The sequence below is a fragment of the Pontibacter locisalis genome, from assembly GCF_042684605.1.
GTDB classification, from domain to species: domain Bacteria; phylum Bacteroidota; class Bacteroidia; order Cytophagales; family Hymenobacteraceae; genus Pontibacter; species Pontibacter locisalis.
Genome location: NZ_JBHULU010000003.1, coordinates 147,543 through 171,400 on the forward strand (window position 1 = coordinate 147,543; position 23,858 = coordinate 171,400).

Annotated in this window: 24 protein-coding genes; 11 read left to right on the forward strand and 13 right to left on the reverse strand. The window is 45.0% G+C overall.

Annotated elements, in window-relative coordinates:
* Nucleotides 1-18: 18 nt before the first annotated feature.
* Complete coding sequence (locus ACFSRY_RS02865) at nt 19-738, reverse strand: ABC transporter ATP-binding protein (RefSeq protein WP_377503261.1); 720 nt, start codon at nt 736-738, stop codon at nt 19-21.
* A gap of 368 nt (nt 739-1,106) precedes the next feature.
* Here ACFSRY_RS02865 and ACFSRY_RS02870 point away from each other — a divergent pair, with 368 nt between their 5' ends.
* Nucleotides 1,107-1,676: a hypothetical protein gene (locus ACFSRY_RS02870; RefSeq protein ID WP_377503262.1), complete on the forward strand. Its 570-nt coding sequence runs from the start codon at nt 1,107-1,109 to the stop codon at nt 1,674-1,676.
* A 54-nt stretch (nt 1,677-1,730) separates the two neighbouring features.
* Here the strand turns inward: ACFSRY_RS02870 and ACFSRY_RS02875 are convergent, their stop codons facing one another.
* From ACFSRY_RS02875 to ACFSRY_RS02900, 6 genes are all read right to left on the reverse strand, one after another.
* Nucleotides 1,731-2,525, reverse strand: coding sequence for a pentapeptide repeat-containing protein (locus ACFSRY_RS02875; RefSeq protein ID WP_377503263.1), 795 nt, complete (start codon nt 2,523-2,525; stop codon nt 1,731-1,733).
* Nucleotides 2,526-2,663: 138 nt separating this feature from the next.
* Nucleotides 2,664-2,825 carry a hypothetical protein gene (locus ACFSRY_RS02880; RefSeq protein ID WP_377503264.1) on the reverse strand — a complete coding sequence of 54 codons (162 nt, stop codon included), beginning with the start codon at nt 2,823-2,825 and terminating at the stop codon, nt 2,664-2,666.
* Nucleotides 2,826-2,849: 24 nt separating this feature from the next.
* A complete protein-coding gene (locus ACFSRY_RS02885; protein WP_377503265.1) occupies nt 2,850-3,221 on the reverse strand; it encodes a GntR family transcriptional regulator in 372 nt (123 codons plus the stop codon).
* 2 nt (nt 3,222-3,223) lie between these two features.
* Nucleotides 3,224-3,961 (reverse strand): hypothetical protein, encoded by a 738-nt coding sequence (locus ACFSRY_RS02890; protein ID WP_377503266.1) that lies wholly within the window; start codon nt 3,959-3,961, stop codon nt 3,224-3,226.
* A complete protein-coding gene (locus tag ACFSRY_RS02895; RefSeq protein WP_377503267.1) occupies nt 3,958-4,176 on the reverse strand; it encodes a hypothetical protein in 219 nt (72 codons plus the stop codon). Before ACFSRY_RS02895 ends, ACFSRY_RS02890 begins: the two co-directional genes overlap by 4 nt.
* Complete coding sequence (locus ACFSRY_RS02900) at nt 4,166-5,017, reverse strand: ABC transporter ATP-binding protein (RefSeq protein ID WP_377503268.1); 852 nt, start codon at nt 5,015-5,017, stop codon at nt 4,166-4,168. Before ACFSRY_RS02900 ends, ACFSRY_RS02895 begins: the two co-directional genes overlap by 11 nt.
* 289 nt (nt 5,018-5,306) lie before the next feature.
* Here ACFSRY_RS02900 and ACFSRY_RS02905 point away from each other — a divergent pair, with 289 nt between their 5' ends.
* The 5 genes from ACFSRY_RS02905 (at nt 5,307) to ACFSRY_RS02925 (ending at nt 9,972) form a co-directional block, all read left to right on the forward strand.
* Nucleotides 5,307-7,004, forward strand: a complete 1,698-nt coding sequence (locus ACFSRY_RS02905; protein ID WP_377503269.1) for a hypothetical protein — start codon at nt 5,307-5,309, stop codon at nt 7,002-7,004.
* Between the two features lie 68 nt (nt 7,005-7,072).
* Nucleotides 7,073-7,585 (forward strand): RNA polymerase sigma factor, encoded by a 513-nt coding sequence (locus ACFSRY_RS02910; protein WP_377503270.1) that lies wholly within the window; start codon nt 7,073-7,075, stop codon nt 7,583-7,585.
* Entirely contained in the window at nt 7,572-8,369 is a 798-nt protein-coding gene (locus ACFSRY_RS02915; protein ID WP_377503271.1) for a HEAT repeat domain-containing protein, read from the forward strand. Before ACFSRY_RS02910 ends, ACFSRY_RS02915 begins: the two co-directional genes overlap by 14 nt.
* Nucleotides 8,370-8,402: 33 nt before the next feature.
* Nucleotides 8,403-9,239 (forward strand): DUF4097 family beta strand repeat-containing protein, encoded by an 837-nt coding sequence (locus tag ACFSRY_RS02920; RefSeq protein ID WP_377503272.1) that lies wholly within the window; start codon nt 8,403-8,405, stop codon nt 9,237-9,239.
* Between the two features lie 28 nt (nt 9,240-9,267).
* Nucleotides 9,268-9,972: a hypothetical protein gene (locus ACFSRY_RS02925; RefSeq protein ID WP_377503273.1), complete on the forward strand. Its 705-nt coding sequence runs from the start codon at nt 9,268-9,270 to the stop codon at nt 9,970-9,972.
* A 135-nt stretch (nt 9,973-10,107) separates the two neighbouring features.
* Here ACFSRY_RS02925 and lpdA read toward each other — a convergent pair whose 3' ends face one another.
* From lpdA to ACFSRY_RS02950, 5 genes are all read right to left on the reverse strand, one after another.
* A complete protein-coding gene (gene lpdA, locus ACFSRY_RS02930; RefSeq protein WP_377503274.1) occupies nt 10,108-11,511 on the reverse strand; it encodes a dihydrolipoyl dehydrogenase in 1,404 nt (467 codons plus the stop codon).
* Between the two features lie 29 nt (nt 11,512-11,540).
* Nucleotides 11,541-11,906: a four helix bundle protein gene (locus ACFSRY_RS02935; RefSeq protein WP_377503275.1), complete on the reverse strand. Its 366-nt coding sequence runs from the start codon at nt 11,904-11,906 to the stop codon at nt 11,541-11,543.
* Nucleotides 11,907-11,943: 37 nt separating this feature from the next.
* Nucleotides 11,944-13,521 (reverse strand): 2-oxoglutarate dehydrogenase complex dihydrolipoyllysine-residue succinyltransferase, encoded by a 1,578-nt coding sequence (gene odhB, locus ACFSRY_RS02940; RefSeq protein ID WP_377503276.1) that lies wholly within the window; start codon nt 13,519-13,521, stop codon nt 11,944-11,946.
* 108 nt (nt 13,522-13,629) lie between these two features.
* Nucleotides 13,630-16,386, reverse strand: a complete 2,757-nt coding sequence (locus tag ACFSRY_RS02945) for a 2-oxoglutarate dehydrogenase E1 component (protein ID WP_377503277.1) — start codon at nt 16,384-16,386, stop codon at nt 13,630-13,632.
* Between the two features lie 122 nt (nt 16,387-16,508).
* Nucleotides 16,509-18,071 carry an MFS transporter gene (locus tag ACFSRY_RS02950; RefSeq protein WP_377503278.1) on the reverse strand — a complete coding sequence of 521 codons (1,563 nt, stop codon included), beginning with the start codon at nt 18,069-18,071 and terminating at the stop codon, nt 16,509-16,511.
* A 314-nt stretch (nt 18,072-18,385) separates the two neighbouring features.
* Between ACFSRY_RS02950 and ACFSRY_RS02955 the strand changes: the two genes are divergently transcribed.
* The 3 genes from ACFSRY_RS02955 to ACFSRY_RS02965 all read left to right on the forward strand — a co-directional run bounded on the left by ACFSRY_RS02955 (nt 18,386) and on the right by ACFSRY_RS02965 (nt 21,077).
* Complete coding sequence (locus tag ACFSRY_RS02955) at nt 18,386-18,691, forward strand: hypothetical protein (protein ID WP_377503279.1); 306 nt, start codon at nt 18,386-18,388, stop codon at nt 18,689-18,691.
* 69 nt (nt 18,692-18,760) lie between these two features.
* Complete coding sequence (locus tag ACFSRY_RS02960; RefSeq protein ID WP_377503280.1) at nt 18,761-19,240, forward strand: very short patch repair endonuclease; 480 nt, start codon at nt 18,761-18,763, stop codon at nt 19,238-19,240.
* Nucleotides 19,241-19,319: 79 nt separating this feature from the next.
* Nucleotides 19,320-21,077, forward strand: a complete 1,758-nt coding sequence (locus ACFSRY_RS02965) for a M28 family metallopeptidase (protein WP_377503281.1) — start codon at nt 19,320-19,322, stop codon at nt 21,075-21,077.
* 69 nt (nt 21,078-21,146) lie between these two features.
* Here the strand turns inward: ACFSRY_RS02965 and ACFSRY_RS02970 are convergent, their stop codons facing one another.
* Nucleotides 21,147-21,986 carry a hypothetical protein gene (locus ACFSRY_RS02970; RefSeq protein WP_377503282.1) on the reverse strand — a complete coding sequence of 280 codons (840 nt, stop codon included), beginning with the start codon at nt 21,984-21,986 and terminating at the stop codon, nt 21,147-21,149.
* A gap of 307 nt (nt 21,987-22,293) precedes the next feature.
* On the opposite strand from ACFSRY_RS02970, the gene ACFSRY_RS02975 reads away from it, so the two are divergent.
* Together ACFSRY_RS02975 and ACFSRY_RS02980 are read left to right on the forward strand one after the other, a co-directional pair.
* The gene (locus tag ACFSRY_RS02975; RefSeq protein WP_377503283.1) at nt 22,294-22,527 is read left to right on the forward strand and encodes a hypothetical protein; all 234 of its coding nucleotides are present in this window, start codon (nt 22,294-22,296) and stop codon (nt 22,525-22,527) included.
* Between the two features lie 127 nt (nt 22,528-22,654).
* A complete protein-coding gene (locus ACFSRY_RS02980; RefSeq protein ID WP_377503284.1) occupies nt 22,655-23,836 on the forward strand; it encodes a ribonuclease D in 1,182 nt (393 codons plus the stop codon).
* Nucleotides 23,837-23,858: the final 22 nt, after the last annotated feature.

The following is a 23,858-nucleotide window of genomic DNA, read 5'->3' on the forward strand; positions in this document are numbered from 1 at the left end:
TTCTGTAGATTGATGTAACTATCGTACTGTTAAGGATGATGTTCCTGCAACAGCCGCTTCGGGTACGTTATGATCATCATTCATGATCAGGCCATCCTTTAGCCGGATAATGCGGTGTGTCTGGTCGGCTATATCATTTTCGTGCGTTACAATCACTACTGTCATGCCTTTGTTGTTCACCTCCTTAAAGATGTCCATCACTTCATAAGAAGTCTGCGTATCCAGGGCTCCCGTTGGCTCATCGGCAAGTATGAGCTTAGGCTGGGAGATGAGCGCGCGGGCTATGGCTACACGTTGCTTTTGCCCACCAGACATTTCGTTAGGAGAATGCTCTGCCCAATCCTTCAGGCCTACCATATCCAGATACTCCAGGGCCAGTTTGTTTCGCTCCTTGCGGCCCACCTTCTGGTAATAAAGCGGCAGGGCTACGTTTTCCATGGCGTTTTTAAACGACAACAGGTTGAACGACTGAAAAACAAATCCTAAAAACTTATTCCGGTAGTAAGCAGCTTTGGTAGCTGATAAATTTTTGATGGAGGTACCTGCCAAAGTATACTCTCCTTTATCATAGTCATCGAGAATACCCAGTATGTTCAGCAGCGTAGATTTACCAGAGCCTGATGAGCCCATAATCGATACAAACTCCCCTTCGCGCACGTGCATGTCTATGCCCTTCAGCACATGAAGCTTATTCTGCCCCATTGCATAGTATTTGTGGATATTAGTTAGCTTTATCATAGTTTCTGCTTTGCCGGGACTGTAACTGTAATACTATTTACGGTAGTTTGCTATGCAAGGTACTGTACACAAACAAATTTAGCCATAACTTTATACTTACAACGTCTTTCTATCGACCTACATTACCTGTCCGTCTACCAATCAGGTTAACAACAGGACTACTTAGTTAATGGATATGCAGCGCAAGTGAGACGGAAGCTGCTCCTGCCTGGCCCAAGTAACTGTTCATACCAAAGATGTGAAATGCGTGGGTAGGGTTGCCTGAGATGAAATAAATAGCTGCAAAAGCACATATCTTCAAAACAAATTAACCAAAACACCCCACCTGAACCTTAAGTAAAAGCAAGTAAGTTGAAAGGACACTAAGTATGTTTTCATCAGAACTACCCAAACCTATTCTCTTCCATCCGCTGAAGCACCACTTGGGCTATATAATACAATATATCAGGCGCAATACTAAAAGTACGGCCAGTGAGATCAGAAAAGATCTGCTTACACTGGGCACATCGCAACTGGACCTTTATTGTGGTGCGCTCTCGCCGCAGCAGGTAGCGCAGGAGGTGAGTACGCACCTAAAGGAACAAGAACTGCTTCAGCCTGAGATATTCAGAGATTATTTAAAAGAGGCAGAAAAGGACTATCGCTGTATTACCCTTTCTGATACTACCGATTGGGTATTGAGGTGGGGAGTGATAGAGGGAAGATACGTACACTTACACCCCGCGCGATATGCAGTGTATACCATAAGAGTAAAGGCCGCAGCTCTGAAAACAGCTATAGCTGTAGTTATAGCCACACAGCGCTACATGGCATCGGAAACAGATCTGAGTCTGATTAATAAGGTTCGGAAGGAGTGGCTTGATCTGGCACCTGTGAAGTCTTTCAGAAGCACAGAGGGGGCTGGCAAAATGCTTGAGTTACTGCTAAAACATAACTAAAAAAGCAGCACCACCAGATGGGTGATGCTGCTCTCTGCGTGGGTGCTTTATATTTTAACGGTTCATCTCCTGCAGGCTTGAAAGAGACACCTGCTTGTTATTAAGCTTAGTATACTTAAAGTCGTTTCCACCTTTGAAATTAGCTCCTTTTATATTGAAGTTATCGGATATCTTGGCGTATTTAAAATTCGCCGTACCATCAAATGTAGCTTTCTGAAAATTAACCCCTTCCTGGAATTGAGCATACTTAAAGTTCGCCTCCTCGTTGAAAGTGGCACCTGTAAAGCTAACTTTCACCGGGAATTTAACATACTTAAAATTAGCTTCTTCTCTGAAGTTTGCGCTGCTGAAGTTTGCCGCATCCTTAAATTTACTGTACTTAAACAGCGCCTCTTCCTCAAAGCGGCTGTTGATAAACGAAGCTCCCTCACTAAACACAGAGTACTTAAAAGCACTAGCCTCCTTAAAGATGCAACCCTCGAATCGTACCTCCTTCTCAAAGTTTGTATTATATACCTCGTTGCTGGAATTTTTAGTAATGTTCACTCCATTGTCAGGATTGAAATAAGCAAGCACATCACCTTCGAAGGTACAGTTAACAAAGGTTAGAGGTACGGTAACAGTACTGATATATTCCTTTGAGTCATATTTATTTTTGTTTTCTTCTTTCAGCTTCATGTTCTGCAGCTTAGTCATGTCAAGATCACCAACAATCCTCGCATTTTTGTAAGACACAGCCTCACCACGGTTTATTTTTGAAATGATTTCTGAAGCATTTACCTGGGTTTGAGCCCAGGTTAAAAGTGGAAGCATCAATAGAATCAATAGTACCTGTACTTTTCTCATCATAGTTATTTCTTTAAATGAACGGTTTTCTTTCTTACTGTATATACCAAAGATGCAGTACCTATGCTAAAGGTTGCCTGTTGCGAATTTTTTAAAAGAAAAGCCCACACCTGCAGGTGTGGGCTTTTCTTTTAAAAAATTCTACTCTGATACGTTAGGGGCCTCCGGTGCCGGTGGAGGAGCCACTACCTCCGTTTTTTCCCCTCCCGGCTCAGCGTACATTTTAGCAACTCCTAGTAAAACAGTTATGCTTGCCAGGACTAGGATCAGAAGGCCTAGCAAAAGTTTATTACTTATTTTCATGTTAATGCGCTTAAACGGTGATAATTAATTAACACTTGGATCTGAGTACTTTGCAGCGTAAGCCTTCAAGTCTTCTAGCGAGAGCCCCAGAAGCTGCATTGTTCTGAAGAAAACAGGTAGCTCCTCTTCCAGAAACTGCTCTTTTTTAAGAGCAATAGTTCTCTCAAATCCGTCGTCGGCCAAAAAGTAGCCCACACCGCGCTTGTTATAGATAACTCCTTTGTCCTGTAGGTAATTAAAGGTGCGCATAGTGGTGTTCGGATTTACTTCAAACTCTACTGCCATATCTCTGATAGATGGTATTTTGTCTCCGGCAGCCCACTCTTTTTTGAGGATGTTCTCGAAAAAGCGGTTTGCGATCTGTAGATATATTGCTTGATTCTCTTTAAACTCCATCGTTACACCTGCCTTTCTTTAAGTTTGAAATATGATACTACCAGCAAAAACGGTCCCAGCACATACCAGAACAGAAACGGTACTACATCTTTGAAAATAAATTCAGCCGTATCTTTAAACTCACTGGCTGTGCCTGCTCCCATATTAAATTCTCCTCCTCCGAACAACAGATATCCTAATCCTGCACTGTATCCTCCTATGACAATTGCAATCACAAAAAGGGCTAGCAGCGTCTTCAGGAAATTGTTACCTCTGAAAGCAACAGCACCCAGAAAGAAGAATGTCTGTGTTACAAGAAAAACCCCGATAGGATAAATAAATTCTGTGCTTGTCAGACCCGGTATCAACATAGGTTGCCCAGCCACTAAGCCACTGGTAAAGGATAATATAAGTATGCCTGCTAAAGCTATTATTAAGTAAACAGGCACCACAATAAGCAATGCTCCTATCAACTTTTCCGCTGTGGATACAGGCAGCGTCAGGAAAGCATAAGATTTCTGGGGAGAGTGCATTTCGCTAAAGATTTTGCTGGTAAAAATATACCCCCCTACATATAGCACTAACAGGTACAGCGGCACCAGGTTTTGAATTTTAGTTGGGCTGTTAACAGCTGTCAGGCCAGATATGACCAGCAGCACCCCCACAATTGCCACGATAGCAATCCACATTGTGCTAACGTTCATGTAAAGCTGCCGCTTTATGAAATAGCCAATTCTTGTTATATTTAATTCAGTACTCATAGTTTTATCTTGTACAAATGGTCATCAATAATGGCGTTATCAGCAATAACACCTTTTAAAAAAACTTCAAGTGGATAAGTGAAATTCACCTCCTCCGTCTCCATCAGGTAGGCACATCCAAAAGCTGCCAGGCCAACCCAGAAGGAATGAAGGCTTATCTGCATCTGCTGCTTTATTGTGCTACCTCTCGCTTTCTTTTTGAGATCAATATTCATACTTCATACTTGTAAAGCTTTCATTGATTGTTGTTGCATTTTTCACGATTCCGTTAAACAGCAACTCCAGATCCACGCGGCTGTCTACGCCGGCAATGTTCTTCACAATGCCCGCTTTTCTTCCATGAAGTTCTTCTGCATACAGAATTTCTCCTTCTGGTATGCCAACCAGGTTATATTCAAAGGCAAGGCGTTCTGAGATATCTGCTATGCTCTGGTTAAAGACAATAGTACCTTTCTCCAGCACTACAATATTGTCTATTAGGTTCTCCAGGTCGCGCACCTGGTGAGTAGAAATGATGATGATTTTATCTTCATCCAGCGCCGCCGCCATTATTTTCCTGAACTGGCTTTTAGAAGGAATGTCCAATCCGTTTGTTGGCTCATCCAGAATAAGCACACGAGCATTTGTCGCAAGTCCAAAAGCGATCAGAAACTTCTTCTTCTGCCCATAAGACAAGGTAGAGAGTTTTGCATCGTCAGACAGTTCAAATTCTGCCATATAGGCATTAAACTGGTTCTGGCTAAACTTAGGATAGAAAACCGCATGAACCTTTACGAATGAGGAAAGGCTGATAGGCGGAAGGTTGAACTCCTCTGGTATCAGGTAAATATCCTGCAGCATTTCAGGCTTTCGAGCCGAAGCATCTAAGCCAAACACGCTGCTATTACCCCTGTCAGCGTAGAGCAAGCCGGAGATAAGCTTCAGCAGCGAAGATTTACCGGCACCGTTTTTACCTAGTAAGCCATAAATAAAACCAGGCTGCAAGGTAAGGTTCAGGTTCTCGAAGAGCGGTTTCTTCTTTTTATACCTGAAGTTAATGTCTGAAAGTTTTATCATAGTTTTATTGGTATAGTGCATTAGACAACTAGTACACTACAAAGGTAAAGAAGGTTTTATGATTTGCAAATGAATTATAAAATATTTTTTTGAGCAGAATGTATTGTAGCAAAATAAGGTCTGTACCAGCTCTTCTTCCTTCTTTTGTGCCCCAACACCCGCATACTTTATTTAACCCAGCCACCTGATTACACGAAGCAGCTGTAATGTTTTACAGTCCGTGTCGTCTCTGTTTATGTATCAGCCTACCTTTTCCAACTTTACTGTAAAGCTATCAGCCATTACCACTATGAAAAATGTAAGTATTATCCGGTGCACAGCTGCTTTTATCCTGATGCTGCCAATTGTGCTCTGTGCCTTGCCGGCCCAATCGCAAGCTTTAACGACAGAGCAATGGAGAAATGACCTTGCTTTCCTGGCAAAGGAACTGCCAAAGCAACACAGGGCACCTTTCCACAAAATATCTCCGCAAGCCTTCGACAGTGCAGTGGCAGCATTAAACTCCCGCATCCCCACGTTAAAGGACTATGAGGTGGTAGTTGGCCTGACAAAGCTTGTTGCCATGATTGGTGATGGGCACACGAGACTGACACTGCCCCAGGACCAGACCATTGCCTACAGTCGCGCTCATACAACCACACCACCTCCATCGGACTCCAGTCTTTTTCTGAATCATTTACCTGTTAAGCTTGCACTCTTTGACGATGGCCTTTTTATACAGGCCACCACGCCAGCGTTCAAGCACTTGATAGGTGCACAGGTACTTCAGATAGGTGCCGCCTCTGCTGCCGATGCTGCTATAGAGAAAGTACGCCCTGTAGTGCATTATGACAATGAGATGGGGTTTAAACTACTTGCCCCTACATTTCTGGTAGTGCCGGAGTTTTTAGCTGCACTGGGCCTCACGGATAATGCACAGCAGGCTTTCCTAAAAGTAAAGACGCAACAGGGGGCTGTTCAGGAGGTTGTGCTGGCACCTGTACCACTGTTTAAGGCTCCCGATTTTGTAGATGCTTATGAAGTTTTAGGCACGAAAGCACCATTGAGTCAGCGTAACCGAAAGGAGAAGTACTGGATGGAATTCTTGCCTGAGACAAAGACACTTTATGTACAGGTAAATGAAGTTTATAATAAAGAAGATGAGTCAATAGCTGCTTTCTCCGCCAGGATAGAAAAATTTATAGCTGCGCATCCTACTTCCCGCCTTGTGCTGGACCTGCGCTACAATCCTGGTGGAAACAACAGACTTTCCCGTCCTCTTTTGCTCGCATTAATCCGAAACGAACAGGTAAACCAGTTTGGTCGCTTATATATGCTAATAGGGCGAGAGACATTTTCTGCCGCCCAAATGCTGGCTAACGAGATGGAGTACTACACCAACACAATTTTTGCAGGAGAACCTTCTGGCTCTTCTCCAAGTGCATATGGAGACTCCCGAAAACTTTACCTGCCCAACAGCAATCTTACCATCAGAGCTTCTACTATTTACTGGAGGGACTGGCACATAAATGAAAAGAGGCCTTGGACAGAGCCAGACATAATTGTTGGCTACACCTCTGAAGACTACCTGAAAGGCCGGGATCCTGCATTAGAGGCTGTACTAAAGCTACCTGCGGACAGCGATATTTCCACTATTATGCAGCAGATATATGATCAGAACGGGATTATGTCGGCAGCCTGGGCTTATTCGCGTTTCATTTTAGACGCGCGCACCAGTCAGCCCCAAATAGAAAAAGCGGAAAAGGACTTCGGGCAATATCTTCTCCAGAAAGAGAAGGGCAAAGATGCGGCTATCTGGTACGGTGAAATGAGCAGCCTGCGAAAGGGAACTATATGGCCCCTGCACGGCCTGGCCCAGGCACACCTGCTTAATAAAGAGACACAAAAAGCCGAAGCTGTACTCGAAAAAATCCTGACACTGGACCCAAATAACAAGCAGGCAAAGAACTTGCTCAGCTCCATTAGGAAAAAGAAGGCGCAGGGATAAAGAGAATTACTTATAAATTTTGATACTTTCCTGTAATGTTTTCACAACCTGATCGTCTCTCTTATTGAATGGATCTACAAGAGTTTAAAAGCAAGGTTCTTCCTGCAAAGCACAAGCTGTACCGGCTGGCAGTCTTTATGCTTCGAGATAAAGAGGAAGCGGAAGACCTGTTGCAGGACGTGTTCCTTAAGCTCTGGACCAATAAGCATAAGCTGCACGCTTACACTAGCGTAGAAGCTTTTGCCATGACTGTTACAAAAAACCTGTGCCTGGACAGGCTGAAGACAAGTAAGCGAAAGCGGCAGGTAGATATTACCGGGATGGAGCTAGGTTCTGAGGACGCAACACCTTACCAACATTCTGAACTAAAGGACAGTGCGGGTAAGATAAAGGGCCTGCTGGCAGAGCTGCCTGAGCAGCAAAAGCTTGTCCTGCATCTGCGTGATGTAGAAGGCTGCTCTTTCGAGGAGATCGAGCAGATAACAAACCTGACAGTAAACAATATCCGGGTCATACTTTCAAGGGCCCGCAAAAGTGTACGAGACGGTTTTCTAAAACTGGAGAATTATGAAGTGGGATAACATAGCCATAGAAGAACTACTGCAAAAGTATTACGAGGGAGAAACGTCGGTAGCCGAAGAAAAACAGCTACAGGAGTTCTTTAACAGCACACACCTGCTACCAGATAGCCTGAAACCCCATGCTGCACAGTTCCAATTTTACACCAAGCAGCAGGAGGAGGGGTTGAGCAAGTTCTTAGCAGATGACTGGCTGTTTGAAAAAGTGGAAGAACAGACAGCATTAGTCCAGGGGAAGCAGCTTTCCTTTCCGGTACAAAAGGCCGTTTCCTTCTGGTACGTGGCAGCAAGTGTGTTACTGATTATCGGTGCATTCTGGGCGGGTAGCCAGTACAGGCAGGAACCTGCCACAGTACAGCATCCCGAAATAGCAGCGTTGCAGCAGGAAGTACAGGAGATGAAAGAGATACTGACCTCTGGAGCATCAGCAGGGTATACAGCCAGTGACCGCATTCAGGTGGTGAGCCAGGAGTTTAAAGCTGCGTCTGCCGGTGGTGAGGTAATCAACCTGCTCGTTAATACCATGAATACGGATCCCAATGTGAATGTGCGGATTGCCGCCTGTGAAGCCCTCTACCAATACAAGGACAAAGAGCAGGTGCGGATTGCTTACATAAAATCACTTCCCGCTCAGACAGACCCACTCATGCAGCTCACCCTTATTGATGTTCTGGTAAGCCTTCAGGAGAAGAAAGCTGTGGAACAACTTCAGAAGCTTGCTGAAAAGAAGGACCTATTACCAATAGTTAAAAATAAAGCTGAGGAAGGAATCGGCATCTTGATATAAAATCAATTTCATCAAATGAGTAAATCGAATAACATGAAAAAAATAATGTTACTGGCATCGGTATGCCTGATGCTAAACAGTTTCCCTTTGCTTGCCCAGACTTCCAGGAGTGGGGTCAAAGTCAGAACCGAGACAGAAAAGAAGGAGCCGCGCGTTTACAAGGCCAAGCTGGATAACAGCAAGAACAGTCGCATTATTATTACCATGTATAACAGCGGGGTACAGGTAGTAGGGCATAACGCGGATGAAGTGGTTGTGGAAAGCAGTTCTTATACCCAGCCCCCTGCCCGCGCTGCAGGCCTTAAGCCGCTGTACAACCAAGCCGTTGATAATACAGGCTTAGGACTGGCAATCACGAAAGAAAATAATACTATGAAGATAGATAAAGCTTCACGACAAGATGGTAACTATATTATACGGGTGCCAAAGAATGCCTCTGTGGTGTACACAGAAACAAACTGGACTGGTGATGATGTTTCTATGTCTGACCTAAACGGGGAAATAGAGTTAAAGCTTAACAACTCCAATGCTAACCTGACAAACATTACCGGACCACTGGTAGCTAACACCACCAGCAGCGACATGGTTATTAAGTTTGCTAATCTCAACCAGTCTAAACCTAGTGCCATTTCCTCCGTGGCTGGCACAGTCGATATTACCCTTCCTGCTAACACCAAAGCTGATTTTAAGCTCAAATCTATTCAGGGTGAGATCTATTCAGATTTTGACTTGAACACGAAAAATAATTCGAAGAATGGGTTAACCAAAGTTGCTGGAGGTAACACGATTGAAGGCGCCATAAATGGCGGCGGAGCAGAGATGACCTTGTACACCATCAGTGGTGACATGTTTATCCGCAAGAACAAATAAAGCAAATCTCATTAACCACATATAGAACATGAAAAAGACATTTTTAGCAGCCATACTTTGGCTCATTATTGCTACAAACATCCAGGCTCAAACTAAAACAGTAGAGAAGACACTGATCCTACCAGCCAATAAGAAAATTGATCTGCAACTGAAGTTTGGCAACAACATCAAGATTACGGCTTGGGATAAAAAGGAAGCCTCTGTTAAGGTAACTTATGAGATTAACAACGGAAAATTAAATGATGCGCTACTATTAGATTTTACCTCTGATAATGAAAGTGCACGTGTAAATGTGGACCTGGACAAGGAACTGATGAAAACCGGCAGGGCCGAAGACTGCCCAGAAAGTAACCGGGGCCACACTGTAATTAACAATGGCGAAAGCAGCTTTACCTGCACTAACATCGATTATGAAATATTTGTACCCCGCGACGCTGATTTGAAAGTGGAAACGATCAATGGCGACATAGAATTACGTGGATTAGCCGGACCTGTTGATGCCAAATCCATCAGCGGTTTTGTGGACATGAACTGGTCTAAAAAAAAAGGGGCGGTAGTATCTTTGAAAACGATAACTGGTGAGGTATACTCTGACCTGAATATTGATTATACTAATAAGAAAGATACTGCGCCTATGGTAGGGTATGAGCTTAAAGGCAAAGTTAATGGGGGTGGTGCTCCTATTACACTGGAAAGCATTAGCAACGACATCTATCTAAGAGAACAAGACTAACTTCTCTGCTTCTAAAGTCTGTTTTGCAGCTTTAAGGCTTAGCTCTGGTATTGTTGCGATTCAGATGGTTGAAATCAACAAGCGCCACCCCATGGGGTGGCGCTTGTTGATTTCATTCTGGTAATCAGAAAGCTTCTATATGTGAATAGCGCGGTTTTCGGTAGCTGCCAAACAAGCCTCCTTCATCGCCTCCGCGTATGTCGGGTGCGCATGGCTCATACGTGCCACGTCCTCGGCAGAAGCACGGAATTCCATCGCGGTTACGGCCTCAGCAATCAGGTCAGCAATACGCGGACCGATCATGTGCACACCCAAGATCTCGTCTGTTTCCTTGTCAGCCAACACCTTTACAAAACCATCTGTATCACCGGATGCCTTCGCACGGCCGGAAGCTTTGAACGGGAATGAACCTGACTTATAAGCACGTCCCTGCTCTTTCAGTTGCTCCTCGGTGAAGCCTACACCTGCCACCTCTGGCCAGGTATACACCACACCCGGAATCAGGTTATAGTTGATATGCGGCTTCTGACCAACAATTTGCTCAGCTACCAATACGCCTTCTTCCTCGGCTTTGTGTGCCAGCATCGCGCCACGCACCACATCGCCAATGGCATAAATACCTGGCACGTTTGTCTCCAGGTGGTCGTTCACGGCGATCATGCCACGCTCACCCATCTGCACACCAGCATTCTCCAGACCAAGACCTTCTGTGTAAGGCTTACGGCCAACAGATACCAACACGTAATCGCCTTCAAAGGTAACCTCCTCTCCTTTCGGATTCTCAGCAGTTACTTTAACGGTTTTTCCTTTAGTAGTAGCGCCGGTTACCTTGTGGCTCATGAAGAACTCAAAGCCAAGCGTTTTCTTCAGTACGCGCTGCAGCTCTTTACCTAGTGAGCGGTCCATGGTCGGGATAATAGCATCCATGTACTCGATCACCTGCACTTTAGCACCAAGGCGCGCATACACAGAACCAAGCTCCAGGCCGATTACACCACCACCGATGATGATTAGGTTCTTTGGCACTTCCTTCAGCTCTAAAGCCTCGGTAGACGTAATTACACGCTTCTTATCGATTGGCAGGAACGGCAAAGTAGTCGGCTTAGAACCAGTCGCGATGATGGTTTTATCCGTCTCGATCTGCTGCTCTTTACCTTCTGCGTCTGTAATTTTGATAGTGTTCTTGTTTACAAAAGAGCCAAGGCCGAAGTACGTATCGATCTTGTTCTTCTTCATCAGATAGGTGATACCGTCGTTATTTGCCTTTACCACACCTGCCTTGCGCTTGATCATCTGCTGCAGGTTCACCTTCAGGTTATCCAGCTCAATACCATGCTCTTCGAACGCGTGTGCCGCGTTATGGTAATGCTCAGAAGAGTCAAGTAAGGCTTTTGAAGGGATACAGCCTACGTTAAGGCAAGTACCACCTAACACGTTATATTTCTCTATGATCGCGGTTTTCAGACCAACCTGCGCGCAACGGATCGCCGCCACGTACCCGCCAGGACCTGAACCGATAACTACTACGTCGTATTGCATCTTTTAAATTAGAAATTAAAAATTAGAAATTATAAGTTTGATTTCATCGTGATGAGGATCTTGCTGATGATCTTTCGCAACTGCATGCAATCCTCATGAATAGAATCAAACGCCTTTTCAGGAATGTACTGGCTGTCCTTTAGCAGGCGCAGCCAGTATGAAGTTTCCCGTGCCTCCTTTGCGGCAATATTTAGCTTATGAATGAAATCAGCTTTAGAACTTGCAGCGATCGCCTCCTCTACATTTGCTCCGACAGAGGTGCCACTCCGTAACAACTGCTTTGCTAGCACAAACTCCTTTTGCTCTCCTGTTAAGAATTTATAGAGTTTTATTATCCGAAGCGCAAAAGCGTAGCTCTTGTCGCAAATGACATTCTCTTTCTTTTCCTCCCCCACAATTTCTAATTTCTAATTTCTAATTCATAATTGCTGCCTATACTCCTAAAAGAAGTCTCATCGGATCTTCCAGCAGCTCCTTTACGCGTACCAGGAAGCTTACAGACTCACGGCCGTCGATGATGCGGTGATCGTAAGAAAGCGCCAGGTACATCATTGGGCGAATTTCTACCTGCCCATCTATAGCCACAGGGCGCTGCACGATGTTGTGCATACCAAGTATAGCCGACTGTGGCGCATTGATAATCGGTGTGGACATCATGGAACCGAACACACCACCGTTGGTGATGGTAAAGGTACCACCTGTCATTTCCTCAATTGAAAGTTTGCCATCGCGGGCTTTCTTTGCCAGACGAATAACTTCTTTCTCGATGCCATCCAGCGTCAGGTTATCCGCGTTACGGATAACCGGCACCACAAGACCTTTAGGAGAAGAAACAGCGATCGAAACATCCACGAAATCACTGAATACCATCTCGTTGCCATCAATTTGGGCATTTACCGCAGGCCACTCCTTCAGGGCAACCGTACAAGCCTTCGTGAAGAACGACATGAAGCCCAAGCCTACCTCGTGCACTTCTTTGAACTTGTCTTTATACTTGGCACGGATGTCCATGATCGGCTTCATGTCTACTTCATTGAAAGTAGTCAGCATGGCCGTTTCATTTTTCACCTGCACCAGGCGGCGAGCAACCGTTTTACGCAGTGAGCTCATTTTCTCACGACGCTGGTTACGGTCACCGCTTGCAGCCGGAGCCTCCGTAGCAGCAGTAGCCTCTTGCTTTGGAGCAGGAGCAGCGGCTGGCTTAGTAGCAGCCTGCTGTGCATTTTGTGCATCCTCTTTTGTAATACGGCCATCACGACCAGAACCCTGTACATCTGCCGGATTGATGCCTTTCTCGGAAAGAATTTTTCCGGCAGCCGGAGATGGCGTGCCAGAAGCATATGTTTGTGCGCCAGAAGGAGCGGCAGCCGCTGGTTGTGCAGATACCTTTTTATCTGCTTCTTCCTGTTTGGTTGTAGCCTGTGCATTCGCCTTAGCAGCACCAGCACCAGGCACAATGCGGCAAAGCAAACCACCGATCTCTACTGTATCACCTTCTTTTGCCACAATTTCTAATGTACCTGCAGCCTCAGCTGGCAGTTCAAAAGTCGCTTTATCAGATTCCAGCTCAGCGATAACCTCGTCCATCTCCACATGGTCACCATCGTTTTTCAGCCAGCTGGCAATAGTTACCTCAGAAATAGATTCGCCTACAGTTGGCACTTTCATTTCTACAGCCTCTCCGGCACCACCAGTTGTAGCCGGTGCAGATTCCTGTGAAGCAGGAGCAGCTTTTTCTTCAGCAGCAGGTGCTGATGGAGCAGATGCAGCTGCACCATCCTGATCAATCTTACAGATAACGGCTCCTACATCTATTGTGTCGCCCTCTTGTGCTACAATGCGTAAAATGCCTGCGGCTTCGGCTGGCAATTCGAATGTGGCCTTGTCAGATTCCAGCTCAGCAATCACCTCATCCATTTCCACACGGTCGCCATCTTTCTTAAGCCACTGGGCTATGGTTACCTCAGTGATTGACTCACCTACGGCAGGCACTTTAACTTCTAAGCTCATATTATTCTTCTTATTATGAATTACGAATTTTGACTTACGAATGAAATATGGTTAATGACCACAAGTTGTTTTAAATAAAACCTCATGGTCATTAACCTACTTCAGTTATTAGATTGAAAAGGCACGGTCTACCAGGTCCTGCTGCTCTTTTACGTGCACCTTCATATAACCTGTAGCAGGCGACGCACTAGCTTTACGAGCAACCACATCCTCTACCTGGCTACGCATGATGCGCAGGATATACGTCCAGGCACCCATGTTCTCAGGCTCTTCCTGTACCCAGTAAAGTTTAGCGTTTTTATACTTCTTAAGCTCAGCCTCCAACTGCACTTTCGGGAACGGTGCCAGCTGCTCCATACGGATAATGGCTACATCCTTACGCTTGTTCTTCTGCTGCTCTTCCAGCAGGTCGAAGTACACTTTACCAGAGCAAAGAAGTACTTTCTTCACCGACTTGGCTGTAGCATATGTATCGCCGATAACCTCTCTGAAGCTGCCAGACGTGAAGTCCTCAACAGGAGAAACTACCATCGGGTGACGCAGCAACGACTTAGGCGACATGTTTACAGCCGGCTTGCGGAATGGCAATGCCAACTGGCGGCGCATGAAGTGGAACAGGTTAGCAGGCGTGGTAATATAGGTAACGAACATGTTATTCTCAGCAGACAGCTGCAGGAAACGTTCCGGACGAGCATTAGAGTGCTCTGGTCCCTGCCCCTCGTAACCGTGCGGCAGCAGCATCACCAGACCGTTCATACGTTGCCACTTAGACTCAGTGGAAGAAATAAACTGGTCGATCATTACCTGTGCACCGTTTGCAAAGTCACCAAACTGAGCCTCCCAGATTACCAGTGCATTCGGGTTAGCCATGGCGTAACCAAACTCAAAGCCGAGAACACCATACTCCGAAAGAAGCGAGTTGTAGATCTCGAAAGAGCCCTGCTTCTCGGCCATGTGGTTCAGGTTGTTGTATGGTGCGCTGGTTACCGCGTCATGCAATACGGCGTGGCGGTGCGAGAAAGTACCCCGCTGCACATCCTGACCAGAAAAACGAACAATGCGACCATCTAACAGGATAGAGCCGTAAGCCAACAATTCACCTGCCGCCCAGTTCAGCTGCTTTGTTTCAAAGAACATCTCTTTACGCTCCTTGATCAGCTTCTCGATCTGCTTCAGCGGCTTAAAGCCCTGCGGCAAAGTAGTAAGTGCTTTTCCAACAGTTTCAACTGCCTCAGCAGAAATGCCTGTCTCCGGTGACTGGTTAAAGTCTTCCGGCTTAGAGCGGCGCAGCTCCTGCCAGTCAAGTTCCATCGACTGGTAGTTGTACGGCAATGGCTTTTGTTTTACCATGTCCAGGCGATCCTGCAGCATCTGCCGGAACTCCTTATCCATACTTTTGGCCAGATCTGCGTCTACCTCACCCCGGCTGATAAGTTCTTTATTATACTTTTCACGCGGGTTAGCGTGCTTTGAGATAATGTTGTAAAGCTGCGGCTGCGTGAACTTTGGCTCATCAGATTCATTATGGCCATGGCGGCGGTAGCACACCATGTCAATAAAGATATCGTTGTTCACCTTCTGGCGGTACTCCATGGCAAAACGCATGGCAAATACCACAGCCTCCGGATCGTCACCGTTTACGTGCAGCACCGGCGCATCCAGGATCTTGGCCACGTCGGTACAGTAGATAGAAGAACGGGCATCCTCAAAATCAGTCGTGAAACCTACTTGGTTGTTGATCACGAAGTGGATTGTACCACCTGTATTGTAACCTTCCAGGTTCGCCATCTGCGTTACCTCGTACACAATGCCCTGGCCAGCTACGGCCGCATCACCGTGGATCAGGATCGGCAGGATCTTATCGGCGTCATTATTATATAAGGTGTCAATTTTAGCACGCACAAAGCCTTCCACTACCGGGTTCACCGCCTCCAAGTGCGATGGGTTCGGAGCAAGCTTCAGGTTCACTTTGTTACCAGATGGTGTAACTACCTCAGAAGAGTAGCCCATGTGATATTTTACGTCACCGTCACCCATCGTCAAATCCGGAACGGCAGTACCTTCAAACTCAGAGAAGATCTGCTCATAGGTTTTGCCCATGATGTTGGCCAGCACGTTCAGGCGACCACGGTGAGCCATACCGATCACGACCTCTTCCACCCCAAGTTCAGAACCTCTGTCGATGATCGCGTCAAGCGCAGGAATTGTTGTTTCGCCTCCTTCCAGAGAAAAGCGCTTCTGGCCCAAGAACTTCGTGTGCAAGAAGTTCTCAAATACCACGGCCTCGTTCAGTTTGGAAAGGATGCGCTTTTTGAAATCGATAGACGGATTGAAGTTCAAAGACTCCTTCTCTACCTTCTCCTTGAACCACTCCAGCACTTCCGGATCACGGATGTACATGTACTCAAAGCCGATGGAGCCTTCATATATCTTTTTCAGAGCAGCCTCAATATCGCGCAGGGTAGCCGGGCCGATACCGATGATCTCACCAACCTGGAACACAGTATCCAGGTCAGCCTCTGTCAGTCCAAAGTCAGCTAAATCCAGGCGAGCTTTGCGGTCTTTGCGGGCACGTACCGGGTTGGTAGTAGAGCGCAAATGACCACGCGTGCGGTAAGCATGGATCAGGTTACGCACGGCAACCTCTTTCTCTGACTCTCCGGCAGTAGCAGCACCCTTTGCAGGAGCAGCAGCTACACCTTCAGCAGTTTCGTGCCCGTTCTCGCCGTAAGCGGTTGCAAACTCAAAACCTTCAAAAAATTTGCGCCATCCAGCGTCAACTGACTCTGGGTCCTGCTGATAAGCCTTGTACAGCCCATCAATGTAGTCGCCGTGCGCGTTGGCGATATAAGTATATTTATCCATAGTTAAAACTACTGCATGTATAAAGGCAAAGTTAACAGTATTATCGAAAAATCAAATTACGTTAATTCGCATTAGCAAATATTGCTTATAAACAATAAGATACATAACAGCCATAGTAGGCTTCAGCGTAACTCAACCTCATCTTTTACATGAGAGCTTGAAGGAATAATAAAAAAAGCAGCAATGGCTGCTCCAAAAGCCAAGGCTGCACAGGCAAAAAGCACCAGCTCATAAGCCTCCACAAATGCCGTATCAAATACTTTACGTAGCACCTCTTTCTGCGCTGCGCCAACGTTTTTCGGAACAGTTGCAGCGCCTAGGTTTTCAGTCTCTTTTAATACTTCTACTTGTACAGCAGCAGAAAGTGCCATGTTGTGGATGCTCTCTTTTACTTCATTAGTAAAAGAAGCAACAGCCACTGCACCCAATATAGCTATGCTTAAAACTCCGGCAGCCCTGCTAACGGCATTGTTAACTCCGGAAGCTGTTCCAACAAACCGGTCTTCTACAGAACTCATTACAGCTGTGGTTAACGGAGCTACTGTTACGGCCATACCTATGCCCAATACTAGCACTCCGGGGAGATAGGAAGTCCAATACCTCTCAAATCCAAGTGCCATGTCAACCATTCCAAGAAGTATAAAGCTTATTCCCGCTAAGAAAGACCCTGCCACCAAAAACCACTTAGGACCATACCTGGCAGCCAGGGCTCCCATCTTGCGTGAAAACAATATCAGCATCAAGCCAAAGGGTAGCGTTGCCAATCCGGCCTGCAACTGGCTGTATTCCTGCACCTGCACTAAATTCAACACCAGCAGGAATAAAGCCATGTTCAAAGCTCCGTACAGCAAAAGCGTAATTAGGTTCGCGCCCGTGAAGGTTCTGTTACGGAACAGCTTCAGAGGCACCATCGGGTATTGCAGTCTTTTCTCTACCCATACAAAGAACACCAAACAAGTTATACCTGTAAGCAAGGTTGCAAGCACTATACTGCTTTTCCACCCATATTCAGGCGCAGAGATGAAAGCAAATGTTATACTTCCTAAACCCACAACAATCAAGGCCGCACCAGTCCAGTCGATACTCTTATTTGCTTCCTCATCCTTGCTCTCAGGCACTTTATAATACAGCGAGAGTAATGAGAGTAAGCCCAGCGGCAGGTTCAGGAAGAAGATAGCACGCCACCACCCTAAATCTGCCAAAAAACCTCCAAGCGCAGGTCCGATTACAGTTACCATGGTAGTGACAGCTGACCAGGTTCCAATAGCCTTTCCACGTTCCTCTTTCTGAAAATAAGCCGAAATAACAGACAAGCTTCCCGGCACCATCAGAGCACCACCTATCCCTTGCGCTCCCCGAGATACAATCAGCCATGTAGCCGAAGGGGCCAGGCCACAACTAAGCGATGCGAGAACGAACAGACTGATGCCCCACATAAATACTTTCTTACGCCCAATTCTATCACCAAGAGTCCCTCCCGGAAGTATAAGTGCTGCAAGAAAGAGCAGGTAAGCATTTATGATCCAAAGCAGATCTGTAGCTGTTGCGCCTAAATCTTTTTGCAAAGAGGGTAATACTACGTTCAGGGCAGAGCCGTCTATGAACGCCATTGCCGAAGCTGTTGTTGCCGACACCAGCACCCATTTACCTGTCATCCGGCGCTGATCAGAAGCTGTAGTTCCCATTTAAAGGTATACAAGCGCTAACAGCAGAAAAGTTATGTGCTTTATCTAATTCTTTAACTATTACCACAAGCAGGCTCATGTTACTATATAAGTTTTAAGATATAAAAGTTTACCTAATTAACTTGAAATGGGGCTGTTAAAAAGACAACACATTGTTTAAACATGCACAAAACCGATGTTACTTTACATACTAATCTTTCCTGTTTATAACAGCATGATAATTATACTTTTAGCAAGTACAGTTACATCGTAAAGACATGCTATAGCACCCAAGTGCACCTCTTCCAAGCTTTGAAAATCTGAACAAACTAGTTATGTGCAGCTATCTGTTAGACGAACTATCAAGAACTATCGGAGCAAGATTACTAATCATGTTTCACTACGATGGCCATACATATGTTTTAGAGCCCCATCTCCTGGGTCGGAATCAGCAAATGCAAGACTGCCTGCTTGCCTGGGTAACAAGCTGCCACTCCCTTCCTTCCTCGGAAAATGCCTGGAACACCTTCCTGCTAAACAAAATTGAGCAGCTGAAAGCAACTGATGACAGGTTCACTAAGCACAGGCCTGGCTATGACCCATACGATAATTCTATGAGCCGCATTTATTACAGGCTATAGCTCTGGCTAAGGCACTTTCAACACGACCCTATTGTTATTGAGGCACTGTGTCTTAATAAAAGTATAGCATTGGCAAAGAAGAGAAGAAAGTATAAAAAAGAGCCTTTACAACCTCCCTTAACCGCAAATGAGAAAATAAGCCGCTACATGCGCGGCAATAAGTCAAGAGACACAAAGCCAGAATTAAAGCTTCGCAAAGCGCTTTGGAAATCGGGTTTGCGTGGTTATAGAATTCATTGGCCTAAGGCTCCCGGGAAGCCGGACATTTGTTACCCTGGCAGAAAACTTGCAATCTTTATCCATGGTTGCTTCTGGCACCGCTGCCCTTACTGCCAGCCACAAACTCCCAAAACCAACGTAACTTTTTGGCAGGAAAAGTTTGATAACAACATTTTAAGAGACGCCAAGTATAAGCAGCAGTACCGAGAGGCTGGCTGGGACAGAGTCATCATCTGGGAATGCCAGTTACAACAGCACCTGCATGGTTGCCTTCACATGATAAAAGAACTCCATCGTGGGGTACCGGCAAGCTGGGAGGTAGCTGCTTAATACTATATGCACCTTTCAGGTAAAGGCATTTTGTGAAAAAAGCGTATCTTAATCAGGTCAAAACCATACTTACAAATCTATGAGAAAGCACTTTCCGCTAATGGCCATGATTGGCTTATTGGCTTTGAGCTGTAACGAGAGCTCCCGAGAAGTTGACCAAATTGAAGATGAGACGGCAGCCGTCACCGCAGCTGAGGATAGCGTGAACTTACAGCCTGCTCTTCAGAGTATAACCGCTGAGGATTTACTACGCCGAACGACCGTTCTTGCTTCGGATGCTTTCGAAGGCAGAAGCCCTGCTACGCCGGGTGAAGATTCGACCGTAAATTACCTTACCCGCCAGTTTAAGCAAATAGGATTGAAACCTGGTAATCCGGACGGCACCTATGTACAGGAGGTACCCATGTTCGGATACACGCCTCAGCCTACTGCTACCATTAAAGCCGGAGGAAAGAACGTCAAGCTTAATTTCCCCTCAGACTACGTTGCCGTTACACGCCAGTACGTGCCCAACATCGACATAAATAACTCTGAAATGGTTTTTGTAGGCTATGGTATTGTCGCTCCTGAATATGGCTGGGATGATTACAAAGGGGTAGATGTAAAAGGCAAAACCATTGTTATGCTGGTAAATGATCCGCCTATTCCAGACCCATCCGATACGCAACAGCTAGACAGTACCATGTTTGGAGGCAAAGCGATGACATACTATGGTCGTTGGACTTATAAGTATGAGATCGCAGCTGAAAAAGGAGCTGCTGCAGCTATCATCATCCATGAGACAGGACCTGCAGGATACCCTTATGAAGTAATTTCCGGTAGCCACAGCCGTGAGGGTTTTGAAATCATTGCGCCTAATAAAAACATGGATCGCGCCAAGGTAGAGGCATGGATTACAGAAGGGAAAGCCAGGGAAATATTTTCTGCCACAGGGAAAAGCCTTGAGCAAATGAAACAGGCTGCCATGAAAAAAGACTTCAAACCTGTACCTCTTGACGCTACTGCTTCATTTAGCATCAAGAACAAGTTGAGAGAAGTAAAGTCTAAAAACGTAATTGCCAAGCTAGAAGGGGCAGATCCAAAACTGAAGGATGAGTATGTTGTTTACACTGCGCATTGGGACCACCTTGGCAAAGATCCAGGCTTAGAGGGAGACCAAATATTTAATGGGGCTCTGGATAACGCCACTGGTACAGCAGGCTTATTGGAGATTGCTGAGGCCTTTAACAAAATGAAAAATAAACCTAAGCGCTCCATTCTGTTTCTGGCTGTAACAGCAGAAGAGAAAGGCTTGCTTGGCTCTAAATATTATGCTACAAACCCACTGTACCCTCTCGAGAAAACAGTAGCCAACATAAACATGGATGTTCTGAATGCCTACGGCCCTACCGAGGATGTAGTGGTTATTGGTTATGGCAATTCTACGCTAGAGGAAGTTTTAGCAGATGCCGCAGCAAAACAGAACCGACGCATAGTACCGGAAGCATCACCAGAGAAAGGTTCTTTCTACCGCTCAGACCATTTTGAATTTGCTAAACAGGGAGTACCGGCTCTTTACGCTAAATCAGGTGTTGTAGCCCGAAACCAACCTGCTGATTATGTTAAGACATGGCAGGAAAGGTATACAGCTGAGGATTACCACAAGCTTTCTGATGAAGTGAGGGAGGATTGGAACTTGGAAGGTGCTGTAGAAGACCTTCAGCTCTTCCTGAGGGTAGGAAACAAAGTAGCCAACACTGAGAAATATCCGGTGTGGAAAGCTGGAACAGAATTTAAGGCTCGTCGTGAGGCAATGTTAGACGAACCTGCTGATAGTGTAAAAGCTAAATATCAATAGCACTAAGGATGATAAAACAAAAAGGGCTCCTGCATTTAACAGGAGCCCTTTTTGTTTGCAAATCGCTCTTTACTGCGCTTTTCTATAAACCAGATCGCTGAGAGACACCTTGTAGGCACTTTGCTTTCCATCATGCTCAATAGTATAAGTCTGAGGATGATAGCCGCTCATTTGTACATGCTTCGGCTGCGGCACAGGTGTTACTACAGGTTCATTGAGAATAAGCTCTTGCAAGTAAGCCAAAGTGATCATTGGCTCATGGAAAGTTACCTTATTGTTATAAGATCCATAGATAAACGTCTTCGTAAAGGCTTTGCCATGCAATTCGGGGGAAAGAGCATCAATCCAGTGTACACCCATAGCCGGTATAGCTTCGCCCATATTTGCAAGACCAGCACCTGTTACATGATCTGCTGGAACATAGTTAGCCTCGAATTCAGGGGTATGCGCATGTAAGCCACTAGGAATGTTTAACACATCTCCCTCTTCTGCCATGTAGAAGTGAAAGTCGAAATGAGGGCTTGCATAAAAATGATCAGGGGCATGCCCCGCAGGATTCCAATCCAGCATAACAAAATTGTACAGGACTGACTTGATATTCTTAGGCATCTGCAGCATGTAAACTGTAACTTCGTGCGGTAAAGTTGCTGCAGCTTTATCAGATAAATTTACACCAACAGCTAAAGGCTCCCCTTTTTCATTTGTCTCTACCCACGTTCTGGCAGTTCCTTTTCCTACTGGTGTAGCCGGTCCATAATAAATAGTTGTCTTTCTAGCCTTAGCCTCTCCTACAGATAATGCTTTTAGCTGATCAGGCACTATGTCTTCTTGCTTATCGCAGCCTGTGAAAACACCTGTTATTATAATTAACAGGCAAAGAGCCAGTCTTGTCTTATAACTATGCTTCATTTCGTGCATGTTTAATTTTAGGCACACTTAATCGTTTCTCTGTTTTACTCCTGGAGCTTTCTTCTACTTACTAACATAGATAGAACGCATTCAGAATATGCCACAAATCTAATACAAAAAAAATCATATAAAATAACTTGTGGGTTCACTTTTGGCTTCGGTTAGCCATTTACCTTTACCTTCTTCCCCTATGCCTTTACCCACTTCTCGTAACCCTTCACTTTAAATTGTTCATTATTTATAAGCCTGCTAGGTTACCCTTTATTAGATGTCGTATAAATAAGTACAAAATCAATTTGTAAAGATTATGAAACAGACATGGAAATTAGCATTTGCCGCTTTCGCACTTTTCGCTTTTACGGCATGTGGTAACGAAGATAATTCAGTTACAGAATCAGAGAACATTGAAACTACTGATGAACTGGAAACTGAAATGGAAATTGAAACAGAGGTTCAAGAAGACACCGTTATGGTAGAGGATAATACTGTAGAAGATGGTGTAGCTGATGAAATTGAGGAGGAACAGCCTCCTATTGAATAAGTAGTAAATTGTAAATTATAGCAAAAAGTCCCTGCTTTCTGAGCAGGGACTTTTTGCTTTTCACCCCTTTGGTAAAAGAAAGAAATCAGAAGATATGGATATGCTGTAAACCTTTTTAACTTTAGGAATGGAAAATACACCTCTAATGCACGATGGCGTTACCATTAAGCTGATTGAGACGGACAAACAACTAGCACAGACAATAACAAAACTGAGCAAGAGCAAGGAACTAGCAGTAGACCTGGAGTTTGATCAGCACCGGTTTACCTATGGCTTTAACCTGTGTCTCATACAAATAGCAGATGAAAGCAACTCCTGCTGTATCATCGATCCTTTCGGCATTGATGATATGCAACCTGTTTATCAATTATTTGAAGATGAACGAATCACAAAGATCATACACCACGCGAATAATGATATCCTTCTGTTAAACAAGCTAGGGTGTAATATAAAGTCAGTACTTGATACAGATGTTGCTGCCAAATTACTCAACTATGAGCGATCTTCACTGGCAACGGTATTAAAAGGAGAGTTTGATAAAGAAATTGATAAGTCGCAGCAATCAAGTAACTGGAATAACCGCCCCCTAACAGAAGCGCAGCTAAGGTATGCTGCCATAGATGTTATTTATCTTCATCGTATCAAGGATAAATTAGTTGGTGAGGTAGAACAGTTAGGGCGACTAAACTGGTTACAGGAAGAGAATCTTTTACTGGAGTCACTTCAGTATACTGAACCTGAGAACCCACACCTTAAGTTAAAGAATGCCTTTAGACTTAACTTCTTTCAACAGTATGTTTTAAAAGGGCTTTTTGCCTTCAGAGATGAAATGGGAAGAGAATTTAACAAACCGGCTCCTTACGTGATCCCCAATGAGGCCCTTGTTGACCTTGCACAAAACTACCAGACAGATGTTCATGAATGGCTTAATCATACAAAAGGGATTCATGGTGGTATGAAAAAGCCAAAAAATGAAAAGCTTTTAAAAGATGCACTGGTGAAGGCTATTCAGAGCGCTAAGAACAACAACATCAGTCAGGATTATCCTGAAAGTCGTTGGCAACGTCCTGCACGGACTCCACAAACTGAACAGCGCAAGGAGGATCTGACACAGGTACAGAAGAGTATAATTAACAAGTATGGAGAGTATACCTCCCGGCTAATTATTACTCAAAGTATTATTAATGAGTACAGCCAGACAGGTAAACTTGTTTGCCTGAAGCAGTACGCAACAAATATTGTTTTAGAAACTGCAAATGAGTTAGGTATAAATTTACCAGAGCCAACTCTAAAAGAGACTTCTAAATAAATTTTATCAAACTCAACCATAC